This is a genomic window from Streptomyces sp. NBC_00425 (assembly GCF_036030735.1).
In the GTDB taxonomy this organism is placed as follows: Bacteria; Actinomycetota; Actinomycetes; order Streptomycetales; family Streptomycetaceae; genus Streptomyces.
This window is the reverse complement of sequence record NZ_CP107928.1, coordinates 2,111,188-2,132,447: the sequence shown is the minus strand read 5'-3', so window position 1 is coordinate 2,132,447 and position 21,260 is coordinate 2,111,188. Positions and strand designations below refer to the sequence as shown.

At 71.9% G+C, this 21,260-nt stretch carries 19 protein-coding genes and 1 pseudogene; 7 read left to right on the top strand and 13 right to left on the bottom strand.

The genetic code is table 11. From position 1 onward, the window contains the following. Positions 1-64 precede the first annotated feature (64 nt). Positions 65-514, top strand: a complete 450-nt coding sequence (locus OHS82_RS08790; protein ID WP_328433635.1) for a TIGR03618 family F420-dependent PPOX class oxidoreductase — start codon at positions 65-67, stop codon at positions 512-514. A gap of 153 nt (positions 515-667) precedes the next feature. Further along, positions 668-1,084, top strand: a complete 417-nt coding sequence (locus OHS82_RS08785) for a VOC family protein (protein ID WP_328433634.1) — start codon at positions 668-670, stop codon at positions 1,082-1,084. A 23-nt stretch (positions 1,085-1,107) separates the two neighbouring features. Here OHS82_RS08785 and OHS82_RS08780 read toward each other — a convergent pair whose 3' ends face one another. From OHS82_RS08780 to tkt, 8 genes and pseudogenes are all read right to left on the bottom strand, one after another. Further along, entirely contained in the window at positions 1,108-2,550 is a 1,443-nt protein-coding gene (locus OHS82_RS08780; RefSeq protein WP_328433633.1) for a membrane-associated oxidoreductase, read from the bottom strand. Positions 2,551-2,592: 42 nt separating this feature from the next. Then, positions 2,593-3,180 carry a histidine phosphatase family protein gene (locus OHS82_RS08775; RefSeq protein ID WP_057582075.1) on the bottom strand — a complete coding sequence of 196 codons (588 nt, stop codon included), beginning with the start codon at positions 3,178-3,180 and terminating at the stop codon, positions 2,593-2,595. An 8-nt stretch (positions 3,181-3,188) separates the two neighbouring features. Further along, positions 3,189-4,070 (bottom strand): phosphogluconate dehydrogenase (NAD(+)-dependent, decarboxylating), encoded by an 882-nt coding sequence (gene gnd, locus OHS82_RS08770; RefSeq protein WP_328436041.1) that lies wholly within the window; start codon positions 4,068-4,070, stop codon positions 3,189-3,191. Between the two features lie 18 nt (positions 4,071-4,088). After that, on the bottom strand, positions 4,089-5,729 hold the full coding sequence (gene pgi, locus OHS82_RS08765; RefSeq protein WP_328433632.1) for a glucose-6-phosphate isomerase: 1,641 nt from the start codon (positions 5,727-5,729) through the stop codon (positions 4,089-4,091). Continuing rightward, on the bottom strand, positions 5,722-6,657 hold the full coding sequence (gene opcA / locus OHS82_RS08760) for a glucose-6-phosphate dehydrogenase assembly protein OpcA (protein WP_057582822.1): 936 nt from the start codon (positions 6,655-6,657) through the stop codon (positions 5,722-5,724). The genes pgi and opcA overlap by 8 nt, the downstream gene beginning before the upstream one ends. Next, on the bottom strand, positions 6,654-8,198 hold the full coding sequence (zwf, locus tag OHS82_RS08755) for a glucose-6-phosphate dehydrogenase (protein ID WP_057582820.1): 1,545 nt from the start codon (positions 8,196-8,198) through the stop codon (positions 6,654-6,656). Before zwf ends, opcA begins: the two co-directional genes overlap by 4 nt. Continuing rightward, a pseudogene (locus tag OHS82_RS08750) lies at positions 8,195-8,548 on the bottom strand (transaldolase); the annotation flags it as partial. The gene zwf and the pseudogene OHS82_RS08750, both read right to left, overlap by 4 nt. 151 nt (positions 8,549-8,699) lie before the next feature. Then, positions 8,700-10,775, bottom strand: coding sequence for a transketolase (tkt, locus tag OHS82_RS08745; RefSeq protein WP_057582815.1), 2,076 nt, complete (start codon positions 10,773-10,775; stop codon positions 8,700-8,702). Positions 10,776-10,942: 167 nt separating this feature from the next. On the opposite strand from tkt, the gene OHS82_RS08740 reads away from it, so the two are divergent. After that, entirely contained in the window at positions 10,943-11,851 is a 909-nt protein-coding gene (locus OHS82_RS08740; protein WP_057582814.1) for a helix-turn-helix transcriptional regulator, read from the top strand. A gap of 91 nt (positions 11,852-11,942) precedes the next feature. On the opposite strand, the gene OHS82_RS08735 is transcribed toward OHS82_RS08740, so the two are convergent. From OHS82_RS08735 to OHS82_RS08720, 4 genes are all read right to left on the bottom strand, one after another. Next, positions 11,943-13,337, bottom strand: a complete 1,395-nt coding sequence (locus OHS82_RS08735) for a glycoside hydrolase family 16 protein (protein ID WP_328433631.1) — start codon at positions 13,335-13,337, stop codon at positions 11,943-11,945. Positions 13,338-13,480: 143 nt separating this feature from the next. Next, positions 13,481-14,011, bottom strand: a complete 531-nt coding sequence (locus OHS82_RS08730) for a GNAT family N-acetyltransferase (RefSeq protein ID WP_328433630.1) — start codon at positions 14,009-14,011, stop codon at positions 13,481-13,483. A 97-nt stretch (positions 14,012-14,108) separates the two neighbouring features. Further along, on the bottom strand, positions 14,109-14,888 hold the full coding sequence (locus OHS82_RS08725) for an IclR family transcriptional regulator (RefSeq protein WP_328433629.1): 780 nt from the start codon (positions 14,886-14,888) through the stop codon (positions 14,109-14,111). Positions 14,889-14,955: 67 nt separating this feature from the next. Continuing rightward, positions 14,956-15,381: a MarR family winged helix-turn-helix transcriptional regulator gene (locus OHS82_RS08720; RefSeq protein WP_057582836.1), complete on the bottom strand. Its 426-nt coding sequence runs from the start codon at positions 15,379-15,381 to the stop codon at positions 14,956-14,958. A gap of 261 nt (positions 15,382-15,642) precedes the next feature. On the opposite strand from OHS82_RS08720, the gene OHS82_RS08715 reads away from it, so the two are divergent. Genes OHS82_RS08715 through OHS82_RS08700 form a run of 4 tightly spaced genes read left to right on the top strand, consistent with a single transcriptional unit; the run spans position 15,643 to position 19,485 of the window. Beyond that, positions 15,643-16,560, top strand: coding sequence for an SDR family NAD(P)-dependent oxidoreductase (locus OHS82_RS08715; protein WP_057582806.1), 918 nt, complete (start codon positions 15,643-15,645; stop codon positions 16,558-16,560). Positions 16,561-16,595: 35 nt separating this feature from the next. Next, entirely contained in the window at positions 16,596-17,471 is an 876-nt protein-coding gene (locus OHS82_RS08710; protein WP_057582834.1) for an amidohydrolase family protein, read from the top strand. 12 nt (positions 17,472-17,483) lie between these two features. Beyond that, entirely contained in the window at positions 17,484-18,989 is a 1,506-nt protein-coding gene (locus OHS82_RS08705) for an acyl-CoA synthetase (protein WP_328433628.1), read from the top strand. Between the two features lie 40 nt (positions 18,990-19,029). Next, positions 19,030-19,485, top strand: coding sequence for a MaoC family dehydratase (locus OHS82_RS08700; RefSeq protein ID WP_266725511.1), 456 nt, complete (start codon positions 19,030-19,032; stop codon positions 19,483-19,485). 94 nt (positions 19,486-19,579) lie between these two features. On the opposite strand, the gene OHS82_RS08695 is transcribed toward OHS82_RS08700, so the two are convergent. Then, positions 19,580-21,259, bottom strand: coding sequence for a histidinol-phosphatase (locus OHS82_RS08695; RefSeq protein ID WP_328433627.1), 1,680 nt, complete (start codon positions 21,257-21,259; stop codon positions 19,580-19,582). Position 21,260: the final 1 nt, after the last annotated feature.

The window sequence follows — 21,260 nt, the reverse complement described above, 5'->3', positions numbered from 1 at the left end:
GAGGGCGGGGCACACGGGACGGGCCGGGGGAATGCGACCCGGGACACCGGCGGTTGAGCCGGGCATGACTCAGGAAACGACGCAGAACGCACTGCTCGCGCTGCTCGCCGAGGGCCGCAGCGGGGTACTGGTCACCCTCAAGCGCGACGGCCGCCCCCAGTTGTCGAACGTCAGCCACCACTACTACCCGGGCGAGCGCGTCATCCGGATCTCCGTCACCGACGGCCGCGCCAAGACCCGCAACCTGCGCCGTGACCCCCGGGCCTCCTACCACGTCACCGTCCCCGGCCACCGCGCCTACACCGTCGCCGAGGGCGCCGCCGACCTCACGCCGGTCGCCGCGGACCCCTATGACGAGACGGTCGAGGAACTGGTCCGCCTCTACCGCGACGTGCAGGGCGAACACCCCGACTGGGAGGACTACCGCGCCGCGATGGTCCGCGACCGCAGGCTGGTGCTGCGCCTTCGGGTGGAGCGGGCGTACGGCATCCCGCGGGGCGCCGACGGCCGCTGAGCGCCACACCCGGCCCGCGCCCGCCCCGGCCCCGCCCGCCCAGGACGTAGGCCCGAGGGCGCAGGTCCGACGGCCGATGTCCCGGCGGCAGGCCGCGCCTAGGCTGCGAGGGCGGACGGACGTCCGTCGCACCCCTGATGAGGAGAAGCCGAGATGCCCGTCGACGGTCGCAGTCACCTCCGTGTCGCCCGGCCCACCCGCGACCTCGCCACGGCCGAGCGGTTCTGGACGGAGGGGCTCGGTCTTCGCGTCCTGTGGCGGGCCGAGGGCGGCGACGGGCCGGGCGAGCACGCCCTGCTGATGCTCGGCTGGCCCGACGCGGGCTGGCACCTGGAGCTCGTGCACGAGCCGGGCCGTCCCGTGGAACCCCGGCCGACGGAGGAGGACCTCCTGGTGATCTACGTCGACGGTGCGGTCCCGGACGACCTGGTGGACCGGCTGGCACGCAGCGGCGGCAGGCAGGTGCGGTCGCCCAACCCGTACTGGAACGAGTGGGGGGTGACCTTCGAGGACCCCGACGGGTACCGGCTGGTGCTGTGCCGGCGTGGATGGTCCAACGTGACGGCGTGACAGTGTGACCGCCGGGCTTCGGGCTACTGCCGGCTGACCGTCCTGGTCACGCCCGCGACGACCGTCGTGGCCAGGATCCAGCCGGTCACGATGAGGACGTACGCCAGCCACTGGTAGTGGCCGACCGGCGCGTACGCGCTCTCCTGGCCGAACGAGATCACCGGCAGCAGCAGATCGAGGGTGTAGAACACCGGGTTGAAGTCCGGCGCCTCGCCCTCCTTGAGCGGGGGCGGGTGGTGTCCGGCGTACGCGATCGAGCCGACGACCAGCAGGGACAGCAGCCAGCCGGCCGCGCGTAGCGGACGAAACCCGTAGCCGACCGCCGCGTCCTGGAGACGGCCCCACGCTCGGCCGTACCAGGGCAGGGTGCGGCGGTGCCGGCGCTGCTTGGCCAGCTGGACGACCCGGGCCGCCCGGTCGTCGCCGATGCGCCGGTAGGCGGCCGTCAGCTGCTCGTAGGCGTGCGGGTCGAACGCGCCGTCGTCGCGCTCCAGCATCGGCAGCCGCCGCTCGGCGGGCTCGTGGGGGGTGAGGAAGGTGTACGTGAGGTCCAGCAGCCGCACCTGGTCCGGCAGCATCTCCGGCTGCAGCTGGAGCTGGCCCACTTCGGCCCGCCGCAGGTTGAGCCTGCCCTTGATCGGGGCGCCCTCGCGCAGCCAGAGCTCCCCGATGACGCAGCTGCTGGCCCGCAGCGCCGTGCCGCCCGGGTTGGACAGGGTGGTGCGCAGCAGGTCCACTCGGCCGGGGACGCGGGCGCCGCGCAGATCGATCCGGCCGTCCGCGCGCAGTCGCCGGGCCAGCAGGTTGGCGCCGACGTCGAGGGACTCCGCGGTCAGCACCTGGGCCCCGGGGTTGCTCAGTTCGGCGTCCTCGAGGTCGATCGAGCCGGTGACGGAGGCGCCGTCGAGGCGGATCAGGCCCTGGAGGCGCAGACCGCGGGCGCAGAGGTCGTTGTCGATGGAGACCTGGTTGAACTGCAGGGCGGGCTGGGCGGGGTCCGGGGCGGTGACCTCCGCCCCGTCTAGGTACAGCGCGCCCGAGATCTGCGCTCTGCTGAGGCGCACGGGGCCGCCGATACGGCAGCCGGTCAGCCGCAGCCCCCCGTCGACCCGGACGTGTGACGCGTCCAGACCGGGCAGTTCGGAGTCGCGCAGGCTGAGATGGGCGAGCTGCGCGCCGACCAGTCTCGGGGCCTCGTCGAAGCGGCAGTGGACCAGCCGGAACACGCAGTCGACGTCCGCCTGCCGCAGGTCGAGCAGACCGGTGATGTGCGCGCCGACGACCTTGAGGGCCGCTATCTCCCCGGTTTCCCGGGGGCCGCCCAGGAGCAGCGCCCGCAACACCGCCGCCCGCAGGCGGGGTCGGGGGCCGTTCTCCTCGCCCGCGACGCGGAAGTCCACGGTCGCCCCCGTGGCGAAGGCCCGCCAGACTCGTCGTTCGGCCGGTGTCAGTGCGTTGATCTCCATCAGCCGCGACTCTGGCGGGCCCTCGTGAGCGGTGTCAACCGACTATGCCCGTAGGTTCCATTCGGTGATCACGGGTCGCCCGTGCTCCGTCGACAGACGGCTGACCGTGGCCGTGGCGAGCTGGAACAACCGTCCTTCGGCGGGCGGCAGCCCGAGCCGGCGGGCCGTCAGCACCCGCAGGAAGTGGGAGTGGGCGACGAGGACGACGTCCCCGCGGGCGAGCGCGGGCACCGCCCGCTCCAGCACCCGGTCGGCCCGCCGTCCGACCTCGTCGGGCGACTCGCCGGGGTGGCCCTGCGGGCCGGGCGGCACGCCGTCCGTCCACAGGTCCCAGGCGGGACGGGTGCGGTGGATGTCGACGGTGGTGACGCCCTCGTACCCGCCGTAGTCCCATTCGTGCAGGTCGGGCTCGGGTGCGACGCCGGGGACGCCGGCGAGTTCCGCGGTGCGCGTCGCGCGGTGCAGCGGGCTGGTGAGAGCGAGCGAGAAGGTCCGGCCGGAGAGGAGCGGGACGAGGGACTTGGCCTGGTCCTCGCCGTGCGCGGTGAGGGGCAGGTCGGTCCAGCTGGTGTGCCGTCCCGACCTGCTCCACTCCGTCTCTCCGTGGCGGACCAGCAGAAGGTCCCCCACGGCCGGACCTACTTCTCCGCCGACTCGACGGCGTGGCCGCCGAACTGGTTGCGCAGCGCGGCGATCATCTTCATCTGCGGCGAGTCGTCCTGCCGGGAGGCGAACCGCGCGAACAGCGAGGCCGTGATCGCGGGCAGCGGCACGGCGTTGTCGATGGCCGCCTCGACCGTCCACCGGCCCTCGCCGGAGTCCTCGGCGTAACCGCGCAGCTTGTCCAGGTGGGTGTCCTCGTCGAGGGCGTTGACGGCCAGGTCCAGCAGCCAGGAGCGGATGACCGTGCCCTCCTGCCAGGACCGGAAGACCTCGCGCACGTTCTCCACGGAGTCGATCTTCTCCAGCAGTTCCCAGCCCTCGGCGTAGGCCTGCATCATGGCGTACTCGATGCCGTTGTGGACCATCTTGGAGAAGTGCCCGGCGCCGACCTTGCCCGCGTGGACGTAGCCGTACGGGCCGTCCGGCTTCAGCGCGTCGAAGACCGGCTGCACGCGGGCGATGTGCTCGGCGTCGCCGCCGACCATCAGGGCGTAGCCGTTCTGCAGGCCCCAGACGCCCCCGGAGACGCCCGCGTCGACGAAGCCGATGCCCTTGGCGCCGAGTTCGGCGGCGTGCTTCTCGTCGTCGGTCCAGCGGGAGTTGCCGCCGTCGACGACGGTGTCGCCGGGCTCGAGCAGGCCGCCGAGCTCGTCGACCACGGACTGGGTGGCCGCCCCCGCCGGGACCATCACCCAGACGGTGCGCGGCGCTTCGAGCCTGCCGACGAGTTCGGCCAGGTCCTTGACGTCGGAGACCTCGGGGTTGCGGTCGTATCCGACGACGGTGTGGCCGGCGCGGCGGATGCGCTCGCGCATGTTGCCGCCCATCTTGCCCAGACCGACCAGGCCCAGCTGCATCGATGTCATGTCAGTTCTCTACTTCCTGAGTTCGCGGTAGGCGGCGACGAGTGCGGTGGTGGAGGAGTCGAGGCCGGGGACCTCGGCGCCCTGGGTGAGGGCGGGCTCGACGCGCTTGGCGAGGACCTTGCCGAGCTCCACGCCCCACTGGTCGAAGGAGTCGATGTTCCAGACCGCGCCCTGCACGAACACCTTGTGCTCGTAGAGGGCGACGAGCTGACCGAGGACGGACGGGGTGAGTTCCTTCGCCAGGATCGTCGTGGTGGGGTGGTCGCCCTTGAACGTCTTGTGCGCCACCAGCTCCTCCGGCACCCCTTCCGCGCGGACCTCCTCGGGCGTCTTGCCGAACGCCAGCGCCTGCGTCTGCGCGAAGAAGTTCGCCATCAACAGGTCGTGCTGCGCGCCGAGTTCGCCGCTCAGTTCGTCGACCGGCCGGGCGAAGCCGATGAAGTCGGCGGGGATGAGCTTCGTGCCCTGGTGGATCAACTGGTAGTAGGCGTGCTGCCCGTTGGTGCCCGGCGTGCCCCACACCACCGGTCCGGTCTGCCACTGCACGGGCCGGCCCTCGCGGTCCACCGACTTGCCGTTGGACTCCATGTCCAGCTGCTGCAGGTAGGCGGCGAACTTCGACAGGTAGTGGCTGTAGGGCAGCACGGCGTGCGACTGCGCGTCGTGGAAGTTGCCGTACCAGACGCCCAGCAGGCCCAGGATGAGCGGGGCGTTGGACTCGGCGGGCGCGGTGCGGAAGTGCTCGTCGACGAGGTGGAAGCCGTCGAGCATCTCCCGGAACCGCTCCGGGCCGATGGCGATCATGAGCGACAGGCCGATCGCCGAGTCGAAGGAGTAGCGGCCGCCGACCCAGTCCCAGAACTCGAACATGTTGGCCGTGTCGATGCCGAAGCCGGCGACCTTCCCGGCGTTCGTCGACAGCGCCACGAAGTGCTGGGCGACCGCCTTCTCGTCGCCGCCCAGTCCGTCCAGGAGCCAGGAGCGGGCCGAGGTGGCGTTGGTGATCGTCTCGATGGTGGTGAAGGTCTTCGACGCGACGATGAACAGCGTCTCCGCCGGGTCCAGATCCCGGACCGCCTCGTGCAGGTCGGCGCCGTCCACGTTGGACACGAAGCGCACCGTGAGGTCGCGGTCGCTGTAGCTGCGCAGCGCCTCGTAGGCCATCGCCGGGCCCAGGTCGGAGCCGCCGATGCCGATGTTGACGACGTTGCGGATGCGGCGGCCGGTGTGTCCGGTCCACTCGCCGGAGCGCACCCGCTCGGCGAAGCCGGCCATCCTGTCGAGCACGGCGTGCACCGCCGGGACCACGTTCTCCCCGTCGACCTCGATCACCGCGTCGCGCGGGGCGCGCAGGGCGGTGTGCAGCACCGCCCGGTCCTCGGTGGTGTTGATCTTCTCGCCGCGGAACATGGCGTCGCGGAGCCCGAACACATCGGTGGCGGAGGCGAGTTCACGCAAGAGCGCGAGCGTCTCGTCGGTCACGAGGTTCTTCGAGTAGTCGATGCGCAGATCGCCGACGCGCACCACGTACCGCTCGGCGCGCTGCGGGTCGGCGGCGAACAGGTCCCGCAGACTCGCCTGCCGTCCGGCGCGGTGGTTCTGGAGGGCGGTCCACTCGGGCCGCCGGTCGGGGCGGGGGGTGTCAGACATGAGCAGGGGTCTCCTTGGTGCCCTCGCCGCGCAGGGCGATGGCGTACATCTCGTCCGCGTCGAGGCGCCTGAGCTCCTCGGCGATGAGTTCGGAGGTGGTGCGGACCTTCAGCGCGAGGGTGCGCGAGGGCTGTCCGGGCAGGGTGAGCGTGGCCAGCGGGCCCTCGGGGCGGTCGATGACGATGTCACCGTCCGCGGTGCCGAGCCGCACGGCCGTGACCACCGGGCCGTCGGTGACGACGCGGTCGATGGTGACCTTCAGCCGCGCCTCCAGCCAGCGGGCCAGCAGCTCCGCGGCGGGGTTGTCCGCCTCGGCCTCGACCGCGCCCGAGACGATCGGCACCCGAGCCTGGTCCAGGGCCGCCGCCAGCATCGAGCGCCACGGGGTGAGGCGGGTCCAGGCGAGGTCGGTGTCGCCGGGGGCGTAGGAGCGCACCCGGGTCTCCAGGGCCTGCAGCGGGTTCTCGACGGCGTACAGGTCGGTGATCCTGCGCTGGGCCAGTGCGCCCAGCGGGTCCTTCGACGGGTTCTGCGGCGCGTCGACGGGCCACCACACGACGACCGGCGCGTCCGGCAGCAGCAGCGGCAGCACGACGGAGTCGGCGTGGTCGGAGACCTCGCCGTAGGTCCGCAGCACGACCGTCTCGCCGGTGCCGGCCTCGGAGCCGACGCGGACCTCGGCGTCCAGCCGGGACCCGGTGCGCTCGCGCGGGGTGCGGGCGTGCCGCTTGATGACGACCAGGGTGCGCGAGGGGTGCTCGTGCGAGGCCTCCTCGGCCGCCTTGATGGCGTCGTAGGCGTTCTCCTCGTCCGTGACGATGACCATCGTCAGGACCATGCCCACGGCCGGTGTGCCGATGGCGCGGCGGCCCTTCACCAGCGCCTTGTTGATCTTGCTTGCAGTGGTGTCGGTCAGGTCGATCTTCATGGCCTGCGCCAGCTCCGTCCGTCTCGTGCGAGCATCTCGTCGGCTTCCTCGGGTCCCCAGCTGCCCGAGGGGTACTGCGCGGGCCTGCCGTGCCGCGCCCAGTACTCCTCGATCGGGTCGAGGATCTTCCAGGACTCTTCCACTTCCTGGTGGCGCGGGAACAGGTTGGCGTCGCCGAGCAGCACGTCCAGGATGAGGCGCTCGTACGCCTCGGGACTGGACTCGGTGAAGGACTCGCCGTAGGCGAAGTCCATCGTGACGTCCCGGATCTCCATGGAGGTGCCGGGCACCTTCGAGCCGAAGCGGACCGTGATCCCCTCGTCCGGCTGGACCCGGATGACGATGGCGTTGGCGCCCAGCTCCTCGGTGGCGCTGGAGTCGAACGGGGAGTGCGGGGCCCGCTGGAAGACGACCGCGATCTCGGTGACGCGCCGGCCGAGCCGCTTGCCGGTGCGCAGGTAGAAGGGGACGCCCGCCCAGCGGCGGTTGTCGACGTTCAGCTTCACCGCGGCGAAGGTGTCCGTCGTGGACGACGGGTCGATGCCGTCCTCCTCGAGGTAGCCGCGTACCTTCTCACCGCCCTGCCAGGCGCCCGCGTACTGGGCCCGCACGGTGTGCCGGCCCAGGTCGTCCGGCAGCTTCACGGACCGCAGCACCTTGAGCTTCTCGGTGAGCAGCGAGGCGGCGTCGAAGGAGGCCGGCTCCTCCATGGCGGTCAGCGCCATGAGCTGCAGGAGGTGGTTCTGGATGACGTCACGCGCCGAGCCGATGCCGTCGTAGTAGCCGGCCCGGCCGCCGATGCCGATGTCCTCGGCCATGGTGATCTGCACGTGGTCCACGAAGGACCGGTTCCAGATCGGCTCGAACATGGTGTTGGCGAAGCGCAGCGCCAGGATGTTCTGGACGGTCTCCTTGCCCAGGTAGTGGTCGATGCGGAAGACCTGGTCGGGTTCGAACACGTCGTGCACCACCGCGTTGAGCTGCTGAGCGCTCGCAAGGTCGCGCCCGAACGGCTTCTCGATGACCGCGCGCCGCCAGGAGCCCTCCGGCGCCTTCGCCAGCCCGTGCTTCTTGAGCTGCTCGACGACCTTGGGGAAGAACTTCGGCGGCACGGAGAGGTAGAAGGCGAAGTTGCCGCCGGTGCCCCGGGAGGCGTCCAGCTCCTCCACGGCCGTCTTGAGCTGCTTGAACGCCGTGTCGTCGTCGAAGTCGCCGGGGATGAACCGCATGCCCTCGGCGAGCTGCTGCCAGACCTCCTCGCGAAACGGCGTGCGGGAGTGCTCGCGCACCGCGTCGTGGACGATCTGCGCGAAGTCCTCGTCCTCCCAGTCGCGGCGGGCGAAGCCGACGAGCGAGAAGCCCGGCGGGAGCAGTCCGCGGTTGGCGAGGTCGTACACCGCCGGCATCAGCTTCTTGCGGGACAGGTCGCCCGTCACCCCGAAGATGACGAGGCCGGAGGGGCCCGCGATGCGGGGCAGGCGCCGGTCGCGGGGGTCCCTCAGGGGGTTCTCCCAGGCCGCGCCGAGACTGCTGCTGCTCATTCCGCGTCAACTCCCTTGCTCATCGGCGACTTCGTGACCGCGTCCAGAAGGTCCTGCCACGCCGCCTCGAACTCGGCGACGTCCTCGTCCTCCAACCGGGTGACCGCCTCGTTCGGGGAGAGGCCCGGCGCCTCCACCGCGACGAGGCCGCCGGCCGCCCCGGGGGGACCCCCGGCAGCCGTGTCGCCGGTGACCTCGCCGTGGTCGGCGGCGGCTTCCGGCGCGGTCCCGGGCCCGGTGCGGGCCGTGTCCGGCGCCACCGGGTCGTTCCCGTCCAGGGTGTCCCTGTAAGCAGGATGCTTCACACCGGTGGACGCCCACAGCGGACGCCTCCGGTTCGCCCCGGCCCCGGGCGCCTCGCTCCGGGGGCCGCCGGGCCCGGTCCGCCGCCGGGAGGGGCCCTCCGGCCGGGCACGGACGTCCTCCTCGGACGGTCGCCTGGGTGCTCCCGCTGGCGCGGTCGCTTCGGTCACGGTGATCATCTTCTTTCTGGCGTTGCGGTCAACCGCGGGCGGCGGCCACGGATTCCCGGGCCGCGGCGGCGACGTTCTCGGCGGTGAAGCCGTACTCGGCGAACAGGGTCCCGGCGTCGGCGGAGGCGCCGAAGTGCTCGAGGGAGACGATGCGCCCCGCGTCGCCCACGAACCGGTGCCAGGTCAGGCCGATGCCCGCCTCGACGGCGACCCGGGCCCGCACGGACGGTGGAAGCACCTGGTCGCGGTAGGCCCGCGGCTGCTCCTCGAACCACTCCACGGACGGCATCGACACCACCCGGGCGTCGATCCCCTCGGCCCGCAGCGCCTCGCGCGCGTCGACGGCCAGCCGCACCTCGGAGCCGGTGGCGATGAGCACCACGTCGGGGACGTCCGACGCGGAGTCCCGGAGCACGTACCCGCCCTTCGCCGCGTCCGGGTTCGGCGCGTACGTCGGCAGGCCCTGGCGGGAGAGGGCGAGTCCGTGCGGGGCGGGGCGGGTGGCGTGCCGCCGCAGGATCTCGGCCCAGGCGATCGCGGTCTCGTTGGCGTCGGCCGGGCGGACCACGTTCAGGCCGGGGACGGCGCGCAGCGACGCGAGGTGCTCGACCGGCTGGTGGGTGGGGCCGTCCTCGCCGAGGCCGACGGAGTCGTGCGTCCACACGTAGGTCACCGGCAGCTGCATCAGCGCCGACATGCGGACGGCGTTGCGCATGTAGTCGGAGAACACGAGGAACGTGCCGCCGTAGACGCGGGTGTCGCCGTGCAGCGCGATGCCGTTCATCGTCGCCGCCATCGCGAACTCGCGGATGCCGAAGTGGACCGTGCGGCCGTACGGGCTCGCCTCGGGCAGCGGGTTGCCCTCGGGCAGGAACGACGACGTCGTGTCGATGGTGGTGTTGTTGGAGCCGGCGAGGTCGGCGGAGCCGCCCCACAGCTCAGGCAGCACCGGGCCGAGCGCCTGCAGCACCTTGCCGGACGCGGCGCGGGTGGCGACCGACCCGCCGGGTTCGAACACCGGCAGCGCGTCCTCCCAGCCGTCGGGGAGCCGGCCCGCGACGACCCGGTCGAACAGGGCCGCCCGCGCGGGGTTCGCGGCCCGCCACCCGGCGAGCCGCCTGTCCCAGGCGGCGTGGGCCTGCGCGCCCCGGTCGAGGGCGGTGCGGGTGTGCGCGAGGACCTTGTCCTCGGCCTCGAAGGTCTTCTCCGGGTCGAAGCCCAGGACGCGCTTGGTGGCGGCGACCTCGTCCGCGCCGAGCGCCGAGCCGTGCGCGGCCTCGGTGTTGCGCGCGTTCGGCGCGGGCCAGGCGATGATCGTGCGCAGCGAGATGATCGACGGGCGGCCGGTCTCGGCCTGCGCCGCCCGCAGCGCCTGGTGGAGGGCGGGGACGTCGACGTCGCCGTCCCCGGCCGGCTCGACGCGCTGGGTGTGCCAGCCGTAGGCCGCGTACCGCCCCAGCACGTCCTCGGAGAACGCGGTGGCGGTGTCGCCCTCGATGGAGATGTGGTTGTCGTCGTAGACGAGGACGAGGTTGCCGAGCTTCTGGTGTCCCGCCAGCGAGGAGGCCTCCGCAGAGACGCCCTCCTCCAGGTCGCCGTCGGAGACGATGCCCCAGATCGTGTGGTCGAAGGGCGACTCGCCCTGCGGGGCGTCGGGGTCGAACAGACCGCGCTCGTAGCGCGCGGCCATCGCCATGCCGACGGCGTTGGCGACGCCCTGGCCGAGGGGTCCGGTGGTCGTCTCGACACCGGCGGTGTGCCCGTACTCGGGGTGTCCGGGCGTCTTCGAGCCGTGCGTGCGGAAGCGCTTCAGGTCCGCCAGCTCCAGCTCGTACCCGGCGAGGAAGAGCTGGGTGTAGAGGGTGAGCGAGGTGTGGCCCGGGGACAGCACGAAGCGGTCGCGCCCGGTCCACTCCGGATCGGCGGGATCGTGCCGCATCACCTTCTGAAAGATCGTGTAGGCGACGGGAGCCAGACTCATGGCGGTGCCGGGATGCCCGTTGCCCGCCTGCTGTACGGCGTCAGCCGCCAGAAGGCGGGCGGTGTCGACCGCACGCCGGTCGGTGTCGGTCCAGGTGAAATCGTTCGGTGTCTGCGTGCTCATCTTCAAGAAATCCTCGATGGGAGCGGTCAGCTGCTCTGACGTGTTCAAACTTAAAAGTCTGACTTTTCGGCGGGTAGGTCTCCCTGTGTCAGGCTGTGGTGAAAGTGGGACACCCCCGGGCGACAGATGAGCACCCCGGGACGGCAACTGGGCGGCGCGAGCAGGACATGGCGGACACACCTACCCAAGGCGGCGCCGAACACGGCATCAGAACCTTTCCCTTCCCGGTCGAGCACAGCGTCGGCGGCATCGGCATGCAGGTGGGCCCGATGGGTCCCGCGCACGGCGGCCGCTCCTGGCACACGGATGCCCCGCCGGACCGTGTGCACCGCATCGACTTCCACGTCGTGATGCTGTTCGACGCCGGTCCCGTCCGCCACATGATCGACTTCACCCGGCACGAGGCGGCGGCCGGCGACGTGCTGTGGATCCGCCCGGGGCAGGTCCACCGCTTCTCGAAGTCGAGCGAGTACCGCGGAACCGCCCTGACCATGCAGCCCGGCTTCCTGCCGCGTTCCACCGTCGAGGCGGCCGGCCTCTACCGCTACGACCTGCCGCCGCTGCTGCATCCGGACGAGGCGCAGCTCGCGGGGCTGCGCGCGGCGCTGACCCACCTGCGGCGCGAGTACGACGACGGGGCGGCGGGCACCCTCCCGCTGAGCCTGCACACGGCGGTGCTGCGGCACTCGCTCTCGGCGTTCCTGCTGCGGCTCGCGCATCTGGCGGCGAGCGGCGCGGAGGCGACACGGCGTCAGGCGGACACGACGTTCACGCTGTTCAGGGACGCGGTGGAGAAGGAGTTCGCCGCCAACCACAGTGTCAGCGCCTACGCCGACTCCCTCGGCTACTCACGGCGCACCCTCGTGCGGGCGGTCCGTGCGGCCACCGGCGAGACGCCCAAGGGCTTCATCGACAAGCGGGTCGTCCTCGAGGCGAAACGGCTCCTGGCGCACACGGACCTGCCGATCGGCCGGGTGGGCGTGGCGGTCGGCTTCCCCGACCCTGCGAACTTCTCCAGGTTCTTCCAACTGCACACCGGTCAGACGCCGGTGGCCTTCCGCGCCGAACAGGGCTGACGGCGGCGGCGCGGGCCTGCGTGCGGCAGGACGGAGCCGGGCGGCCGGCCTCGGTGCGAGGCCGGCCGGCCGGATCCGTCGAGCCGCCGGTTCAGTGACCGAAGGTGAACCAGTTGACGTTCACGAAGTCCGCCGGCTGACCGCTCGTGAAGGTCAGATAGACGTCGTGGGTTCCGGTGACGGAGCTGATGTTCGCCGGGATCGTCCGCCAGCTCTGCCAGCCGCCGGTGTTGCCCACCGCGAAGCTGCCGACGAGGGCGGCGCTGCGGCTGTCGAGGCGCACCTCGACCAGTCCGCTGACCCCGCCCGCCGCACCGCCGGCGACCCGTGCGCTGAACTGGGTCGCCGCCGACGAGCCGAAGTTCACGCCCTTGTACAGTGCCCAGTCGCCGTTTGCGAGGGCGCCGATGTTCTGGCCGCCGCCGGTGTCCGAGGTGGACTCGGTGATCGTGCCCGACTGGCTGTCGTACGACTCGGCCTGGATCGTGCCGTAGGCGCCTCGGCTGCCGGTCGGCGGGGGCGTCGTGGTGCCGCCGCCGGTGCCCGCGGCCTGCAGCACCTGCACGTAGTCGACGACCATCGGACGGCCCGGCTGGGTGTCGCCGTCCAGACCGCCGCCGAAGGCGTCGGGGAACGCCCCGCCCATCGCCACGTTCAGGATGACGAAGTAGCCGTGGTTCGTGGCGTTGGTCCACGTCGTCGCGTCGACCTGGTTCGCGGTGACGGTGTGGTAGTTCACGCCGTCGACGTAGAAGCGGATCGCCTCGGGGCTCACCGAGCGGTCCCACTCCATGCTGTACGTGTGGAAACCGGACTGGCACGTCGTGTTCGGACACGCGACGGAGTTGCCGATGCCGGTCGTCTCGTTGCACGGGCCGCCCGGGTTGCTGCCGCAGTGCATCGTCGCCCACACCTTGTTCAGGCCCTGGACGTTCTCCATGATGTCCAGCTCGCCGACGCCCGGCCAGTTCTGGTAGTTGCCCCGGTACGGTGCGCCGAGCGCCCAGAACGCTGGCCAGTAACCCTCGGCGGCGGTGCCGGTCACGTTCGGCATCTGGATCCGCGCCTCGACGCGCAGTCTGCCGCCGGACGGGGGCTGGAAGTCGGTGCGGTTGGTCTCGATGCGGCCGGACGTCCAGCGGCCGGCGGAGTCGCGCAGCGGGGTGATGCGCAGGTTGCCGTTGCCGTCGAGTGAGACGTTGGCCGTGCTGTTGGTCATCGTCTCGACCTCGCCGGTGCCCCAGTTGGCGGGGCCGCCCGGGTACGAGGTCCCGGTGCTGTACTGCCAGTCGGAGGTGTTCACGCCGGTCCCGGCGGGTCCGGTGAAGTCGTCGAGGAAGACCTGCGTCCAGCCGGACGGCGGCGTGGGCGCGGAGGCGTTCGCGGGCAGGGTGACGGCCGCGGCGGCCGCTGCCGCCAGGCCCAGCGTGCTGAGCACGGCGATGAGCGCGCGTCGCCGTCGGGGGATGCCGGAGGTTGTACTCATGAGGGGGGCCTCTCGGGTACGGAGTGATGGCGCGGGTGCCTTTCCCCACGTTTGAGAGCGCTCTCACAGTGCGCCCAATGTGCTCTCCGTCCCGAGGGCCGTCAAGAGTCAAAGCAAAGAAACTCCTTTCCTCCCACGGAAGTTCAGGGCGTGAACCGCACAAACGTGTGAAAGCGCGCCGGGCGCGGCGCAGTCGACGATCGGACCGTGTGGCCGCCCCGTCCGCGCACCGCCCCTACGCGAGGGGGTGGTCGTAACGGATGAACCCGCGGAACTCCGCCACCTTGTCGTACAGGGCCCGGGCGGTGGCGTTGCCCTCCTGGGTGGTCCAGTAGAGACGGCCGGCCCCCCCGCTCGCGCGCGGCGTCGGCCACCCGTTCGATCAACGCCCGTGCCACGCCCCGGCCACGGGCCGCCTCGTCGACGTAGAGATCCTCGAGGTAGCAACTGTCCGCCGTCCAGGCCGTGGAGTGGAACAGGTAGTGTGCGATGCCCACCAGACGTCCCTCCGCCCGGGCGGCGACCGCGTGCACCTCGGTCCCCTCCCGCAGGCGTCGCCACATCGTCTCGTAGCCCTCGTCGGGCACCTCGGTGCGGTAGAAGGTCTTGTAGCCGCGCGCCAGCGCTTCCCAGGCGGCGCGGTCCCCCGGGGCGAGCGAACCGGTCTCGATCATGGTCGCGCATTCTCGCCGAGGGGCGGCGACCGCGCCAACCGGGATTTCCCCCGCGCGGGCGGGGGCGAGGGGGGCAGAGCTGTCGGTGGTCGGTGGGTCAGTCGTGGTGTTGCTGTGGCTGCCAGCCCAGGGCTCGGGAGATGCCGCGGGCGGCGAGGCGGACCGCGGGCGCCAGGACCGGGACCTGGGCGCCGGCGTGCGGGACCACGACCGAGACGGCGGCGGTCACGGCGCCGTCCGGGCCGCGCACCGGAGCGGCCACCGACAGGGCGTCGTCCGTGACCTGACGGCTGCTCACCGCGACACCCGTGCGCCGCACTTCTGCCAGCGTCCGGCGCAACCGCAGCGGATCGGTGATGGTGTGGGCCGTGTAGGACGTCAACGGACCGGCGCAGTAGTCCTCTTGGAGCTCCGGGCTGCCGTGCGCCAGCAGGGCGAGCCCGACGCCGGTGACGTGCAGGGGCCAGCGGGCGCCCACCCGGATGTGCACGCCGACCGCCGACCGCCCCGACAGCCACTCGGTGTAGACGACCTCGTGGCCGTCGCGCACCGCCAACTGCACGTTCTCGTGGGTGGCTTCGTACAGGTCCTCCAGATACGGCAGCGCCGCCTGCCGCAGTGCCAGGCCGCGCGGCGCGAGCGCCGCGACCTCCCACAGCCGCAGCCCCACGTGGTACGTGCCCGACCCGTCGCGCTCCAGTGCGCCCCAGTCGGTCAGCGCGGCGACCAGCCGGTGGGCCGTGCTGAGCGTCAGGCCGGCGCGACGGCTGATGTCGGTGAGGGACAGCGCGGGATGCGTGTGGTCGAACGCCGCCAGCACGGACAGCAGGCGGCCGGGCGCGGAGCGGGCGTTCCCGTCGGGTGCCGGCCGGTCCATCGGGTCCTCCTCGCGGGTCGGGCTGACGGGGTCGGGCGCGGCGGCTCGCGGGGGAGGGCTCACGGCCTCAGGCGAGTCCGTCCTCGGCGATCCGCAGCAGCAGGGTGTGCAGCGCGTCGCGGTCGGCCGGGGCCAGCGGGCCGAGCAGTTCGTTGGTCACCCGCAGGCCGGCCTCGTCGGTGCCGCGCAGAAACGCGCGGCCGTCCTCGGTGAGGACGACGATCCTGCTGCGCCGGTCGTCGGGGGACGGCCTGCGCTCGGCGAAGCCCAGCTTCTCCAGGTCGTCGACGAGGCCGACGATCGCGCTGGGATCGTAGCCCAGCCGTGTGCTCAGCTCGCGCTGGAGCGCGCCCTCGGAGGTGGCGAGGAAACGCAGCACCGCGTAGTGGCGCAGCCGCAGCCCCGACTCCTGGAGGAACGTGTTGAAGAGCTGACCCGAGCGCAGCCCCAGGCGGTAGAGCAGGTAGCCCGTGTCGGCGTGCAGTGCGCGCATCCACGGCTCGTCCCCGTCGATCGGGGCGGCGTTCACTGCGTTGTCCTGGCGGGCGATGGCTGGCTCCCTGGTCTCGGTCCCCTCCCGGGGGCGGTTCGTCGTACAGATTTCAGCATGCCGCACGTTCAGGATGACAACAACTATTGACGACGACAATTATTGCTCTTAGCTTCGATCTCGAAGCCGTACCCCTCGTACCCCTCGTGCCGCCCGGCCGCCTCGCCGTGGCCGGCCGTACTCCCCATGTGAAGGGACACCGTCGTGCCCAGCATCGATCTCACCGGCAAGGTCGCCGTCGTCACCGGCAGCGGCCGGGGCCTCGGCCTCGCCTATGCGCACGCCCTGGCCGCCCACGGTGCGGCCGTCGTCGTCAACGACGTCGACGAGGCGGTCGCCGAGCAGGCCGTGAAGTCCCTCGTCGAGGCGGGCGGCAGGGCCGTCGCCGAGGTGGTCCCGGTCGGCACCGCCGAGGCCGCGGAACGGCTGGTCGACCGCGCCGTGCAGGAGTTCGGGCGGCTCGACGTCCTGGTCACCAACGCGGGCATCCTGCGCGACAAGGTGTTGTGGAAGATGACCGACGACGACTTCGACGCGGTGATCGCCACCCACCTCAAGGGCACCTTCACCTGCGCCCGCGCCGCCGCGGTGCGGATGCGCGAGCAGGGCGAGGGCGGCACGCTGATCCTCGTCGGCTCGCCGGCCGGCCAGCGCGGCAACTTCGGCCAGACGAACTACGCGGCCGCCAAGGCCGGCATCGCCGCGTTCGCCCGGACCTGGTCGATGGAGCTGGGCCGGGCGAACATCACCGTCAACGCGATCGTCCCGGTCGCCGCGACCGCGATGACCGAGACCATCCCCGCCTTCGCCCCGTACGTCGAGGCCCTGAAGAACGGCGAGCCGTTCCCGGACTTCCTGCGCAAGGGCGAGGGCTTCGGCACCCCCGAGGACTGCGCGGCGCTCGTGCCCTTCCTGGCCTCCGAGGCCGCCCGGGGCGTCACCGGCCAGGCCATCGGCATCGGCGGCGACAAGGTGGCACTCTGGTCGCATCCGCAGGAGATCCGCACGGCCTACGCCGACGGCGGCTGGACCCCCGAGACGCTGGCCGACGTCTTCCCCACCTCGGTCGGCGCCGAGCTCCAGACGGTCGGCATCCCGGCCCCCACGTTCCCGGAGGCGTGATGAGTCCCGCCGCGAGCCCCCTCCCGTCCCCCGCCATGAACGTCGACGACCTGGTCGCCATCGACGTCCACACCCACGCCGAGGTGTCGTCCAAGGGGCACTCCTCCCTGGACGACGACCTGCACGACGCGTCCTCCGCCTACTTCAAGGTCGAGGGCAAGCGCAAGCCCACCCTGGAGGAGACCGCCCGCTACTACCGTGAGCGCAGGATGGCCGCCGTGATCTTCACGGTGGACGCCGAGTCCGCGACCGGAACCGCTCCCGTGCCCAACGAGGAGGTCGCCGAGGCCGCCGCCGCCAACGCCGACGTCCTCATCCCCTTCGCCTCCATCGACCCCTTCCGCGGGAAGGCGGGAGTGAAGCAGGCGCGCCGCCTGGTGGAGGAGTACGGGGTGAGGGGCTTCAAGTTCCACCCCAGCATCCAGGGCTTCTTCCCCAACGACCGCTCGGTGGCGTACGACCTGTTCGAGGTGATCGAGGAGACGGGGACCATCGCCCTGTTCCACACCGGCCAGACGGGCATCGGCGCCGGGGTCCCGGGCGGCGGCGGGATCCGGCTCAAGTACTCCAACCCGCTGCACGTGGACGACGTCGCCGCGGACTTCCCGCACCTCAAGATCATCCTGGCGCATCCGTCGTTCCCCTGGCAGGACGAGGCCCTGGCGGTCGCCACCCACAAGCCGGGCGTGCACATCGACCTGTCCGGCTGGTCGCCGAAGTACTTCCCGCCGCAGCTCGTGCAGTACGCCAACACGCTGCTGAAGGACAAGGTCCTCTTCGGCTCCGACTTCCCCGTCCTCACCCCCGACCGCTGGCTCGCCGACTTCGACAAGCTGACGATCAAGGACGAGGTGAAGCCGAAGATCCTCAAGGAGAACGCCGCCCGTCTGCTCGGGCTGACCACACCGTAAGGGGCGTGGAAGATGCGCAACGAGGGACTGGGGTCCTGGCCCGCACGCCGGGCCCGCAAGACCCCGCACCGCACCGCCCTGGTCCACGACGGCAGGCCGACGGACTACCTCGCCCTGCACACCCGCACCACGCGCCTGGCGCACGCCCTGCGCGCCCGGGGCGTGCGGCGGGGCGACCGTATCGCCTACCTCGGTCCGAACCACCCCTCCTATCTGGAGGCCCTGTTCGCCGCCGGCTGCCTCGGCGCGGTCTTCGTCCCCCTGAACACCCGCCTCGCCGGCCCCGAGATCGCCTACCAGCTCGCCGACTCCGGGGCGAAGGCCCTCGTCTACGGGCCCTCGCACGCGGGCCTCGTCGCCGGACTGCCCGGGCACACGGACGTCCGGACGTACCTCGAGGTCGGGGCCGAGTACGAGGAGGCGCTCGCCGCGGCGCCGGACGAGCCGATCGACACGCCGGTCGCGCCCGACGACACCTGCATCATCATGTACACCTCGGGGACCACCGGCCGCCCCAAGGGCGCCATGCTCACCCACGGCAACCTCACCTGGAACGCGATCAACGTCCTCGTCGACACGGACCTCGTCGCCGACGAACGCGCCCTCGTCTCCGCGCCGCTGTTCCACACGGCCGGACTGAACATGCTGACCCTGCCGGTGCTCCTCAAGGGCGGCTGCTGCGTGCTCGTCGAGGCCTTCGACCCGCGGGCCACCCTCGACCTGATCGAGGAGCACCGGATCACCTTCATGTTCGGGGTGCCGACCATGTTCGACCAGGTCGCCCGGCACCCGCGCTGGCCCGCCGCCGACCTGTCCTCCCTGCGCATCCTGACCTGCGGCGGCTCCCCGGTGTCCTCGCCGCTCATCGAGGCCTACCAGGCGCGCGGTCTGACCTTCCTGCAGGGCTACGGCATGACCGAGGCCTCGCCCGGCACGCTCTTCCTGGACGCCGAGCACGCCGTCAGCAAGGCGGGCTCGGCAGGCGTCCCGCACTTCTTCAGCGACGTGCGGGTCGTACGGCCGGACCTGGCTCCCGTCGAGACCGGCGAGACCGGCGAGGTCGTGGTCCGCGGCCCGCACGTCATGCCCGGCTACTGGGGGCTGCCCGAGGAGACGGCCGCGGCCTTCGCCGACGGCTGGTTCCGCAGCGGGGACGCCGCCCGGGTCGACGAGGACGGATACGTGCACATCGTCGACCGCATCAAGGACATGATCATCTCGGGCGGGGAGAACATCTACCCCGCCGAGATCGAGGACCTGCTGCTGGCCCACCCCGACATCGTGGAGTGCGCGGTCATCGGGGTGGCGGACGACAAGTGGGGCGAGGTGCCCCGCGCGGTCGTCGTGCCCCGCGAGGGCGCCGTGCTCGACCCCGGCCAGGTGCTGGCCTCCCTGGCGGGCCGGCTCGCCAGGTACAAGATCCCCAAGTCGGTGGTCATCGCGGACGAACTGCCGCGCACCGCCTCGGGCAAGCTCCTCAAGGCCCGGGTGCGCTCCCGGTTCGGCACCCACTCCTGAACGACTCCGCTATGAGCAACTCCCCTGTGAGGAACGGTATATGAGCATCATCGTCAACGGCCTCGACGAGCTGAGGAAGCTGTCCGGCAGCGACCTGGGCACCAGCGAGTGGATCGAGGTCACCCAGGAGCGCATCGACACGTTCGCCGACGCGACCGGGGACCACCAGTGGATCCACGTGGACCCGGAGAAGGCCGCGGCAGGACCCTTCGGAGCGCCGATCGCCCACGGGTACCTGACCCTCTCCCTCTTCATCCCCCTCTTCACCGAACTGCTCGACGTCCAGGGCGTCACCACCAAGGTCAACTACGGGCTGAACAAGGTCCGCTTCCCCTCGCCGGTCAAGGTCGGCTCGCGGATCCGTCTGGTCGGCAAGCTGACCGACGTCGAGGACGTTGCCGGCGGGGTGCAGATCACCGTCGACGGGGCGATCGAGATCGAGGGCGGCGCGAAGCCCGCGGCCGTGCTGCAGAGCCTTTCGCGGTTCTACGGATAAGGGCTGACGCCGAGCACCGCTGAGTGAGGGGGTGCGGGGAACCGCGGACCGGTCGGGCCGGCCGCGCGGTTCCCCGCACCCCTTTCGGGGCGCGTCAGCTCACGACGTCCACGAAGATCGGGTTCGAGTAGAACCAGGTGTCCGCCCACGGGTCGCCGTTGCCCGGCTGGTGCGGGATCGGACCGCGCGGGTCCACCGAAGCGCCCAGGTAACCGGTTCCGCCCCGGTTGCCGTCGCTGCCCCGCAGCCGGACGTAGAAGGACTCGTCGCCCACCAAGAGCGGGACGCGCAGGGTGTACGTGCCCTTGCGGCCGCTCACGTCGGTGGAGCGCACGACCCTGGTGTCGGGCGCCCGCCAGGAGTCACGGTCGGACACCGGGCCCCGCACCGCACCGCGGATCACGTCGACGTGCGCCAACTCCGGCAGGATCCCTTGCGGGTTGGGGCGGGAGGCGGTGGTCACCGTGATGTCCAGGGTGAGCTTCTCGCCCCGGCGCACCCGCAGCCGTCCGCCGAGGGTGACGCCCCGGCCGCCGTCGTGCCCGCGCCGCAGCCGCACCTCGAGGCCGTCCAGCAGATGACCGTGGTCCAGCCAGACGCGGCCCTCCCGCAGACCCGTCATCACCGCGCGGTAGCCGTAGCGGGTCACGCCCACGTGGGTGCGGCTGAACTGGCCGGGCCAGAAGTCGCTGCCCGGCTGCGGGGTGTCGGTGTTCACCGGGTCCGGCAGCCTGCCGGTGTCGTCGAAGGTCTGCCCGGCCGGCCAGTCGCCGTTCTTCCAGGTGTCGAAGACGGTCCGGTGGTTGTCGGAGTTGGTGGTGATCGTGAACAGCCGGCCCTCGGCCAGCATCGAGTCCCACAGACCGCCCACGGTCGCGGTCGCCCAGTCGAAGCCGCCGTACGTGAGGTACGCGTCCGCCGGATAGCCCGCCCAGGACTGCGCCGACGGCTTGTTCTCGTACTCGCCGCGGATCGACGTGGCGCCGCGCCAGCCGGGGATCGCCGCGCCCTGGGCGCCGGGCGCGCCCTCCATGCCGATCACGATCTCGGGGGCCGCGTCGCGCCAGCCGCGCATCTCGTGCGGCGAGTCGATGCCCAGGCGCAGCGGGTGGTTGGCGAGGACGAGCACGTCGTCGACGTAGCCCGTGCGGCGCTGCTCGGCCAGCCACTTGATCGCCTTGACGGCGTGCGCCTCGTTGCGGGCGGTGTCGGCGGCGCCGGCGGATCCCTCGGTGTAGCCCAGCAGCTTGCCGTCGTAGGCCAGCTCGAACCGGGTGAGCAGGTCGACCTCGTGCGGGCCGGGCGCGGCGAACACCGTGCAGTGTTCGGCGGCCGGGATGTACCACTCCAGGCCCTGGAAGATCAGCTGGCGGGGGTTGGCGGCGCGGGCCTTCAGGATCTCCTTGTGCTCCAGCGCGGCACCGTGGGAGGCGTGCCCGAAGTTGGAGTGCTCGTTGAACACCATCCAGTCCAGGCCGTACCGGGCGGCGGCCCGCGCCTGCTGGGAGAACGTGTACTTCGCGTCGTGGCTGTACACGGAGTGCACGTGGTGGTCGCCGACGAGGTAGGCGAGCCGCGGGTCCTCGCCGCCGCAGCCCCTCTCGCCGGCCGCGGCCGGACCGGCCAGGGCGGGCGTGGCCGCGCCGCCCAGCGTGAACGCGGCGCCGAACAGGCCTGCACGGCGCAGAAGTTGCCGCCGGGACACGCCCTGGGGGTCGAGCGCGGCGGGGGAGACGGACGGGTCGGCCCAGACGGGCAGCTGCTGCTCGGTCATC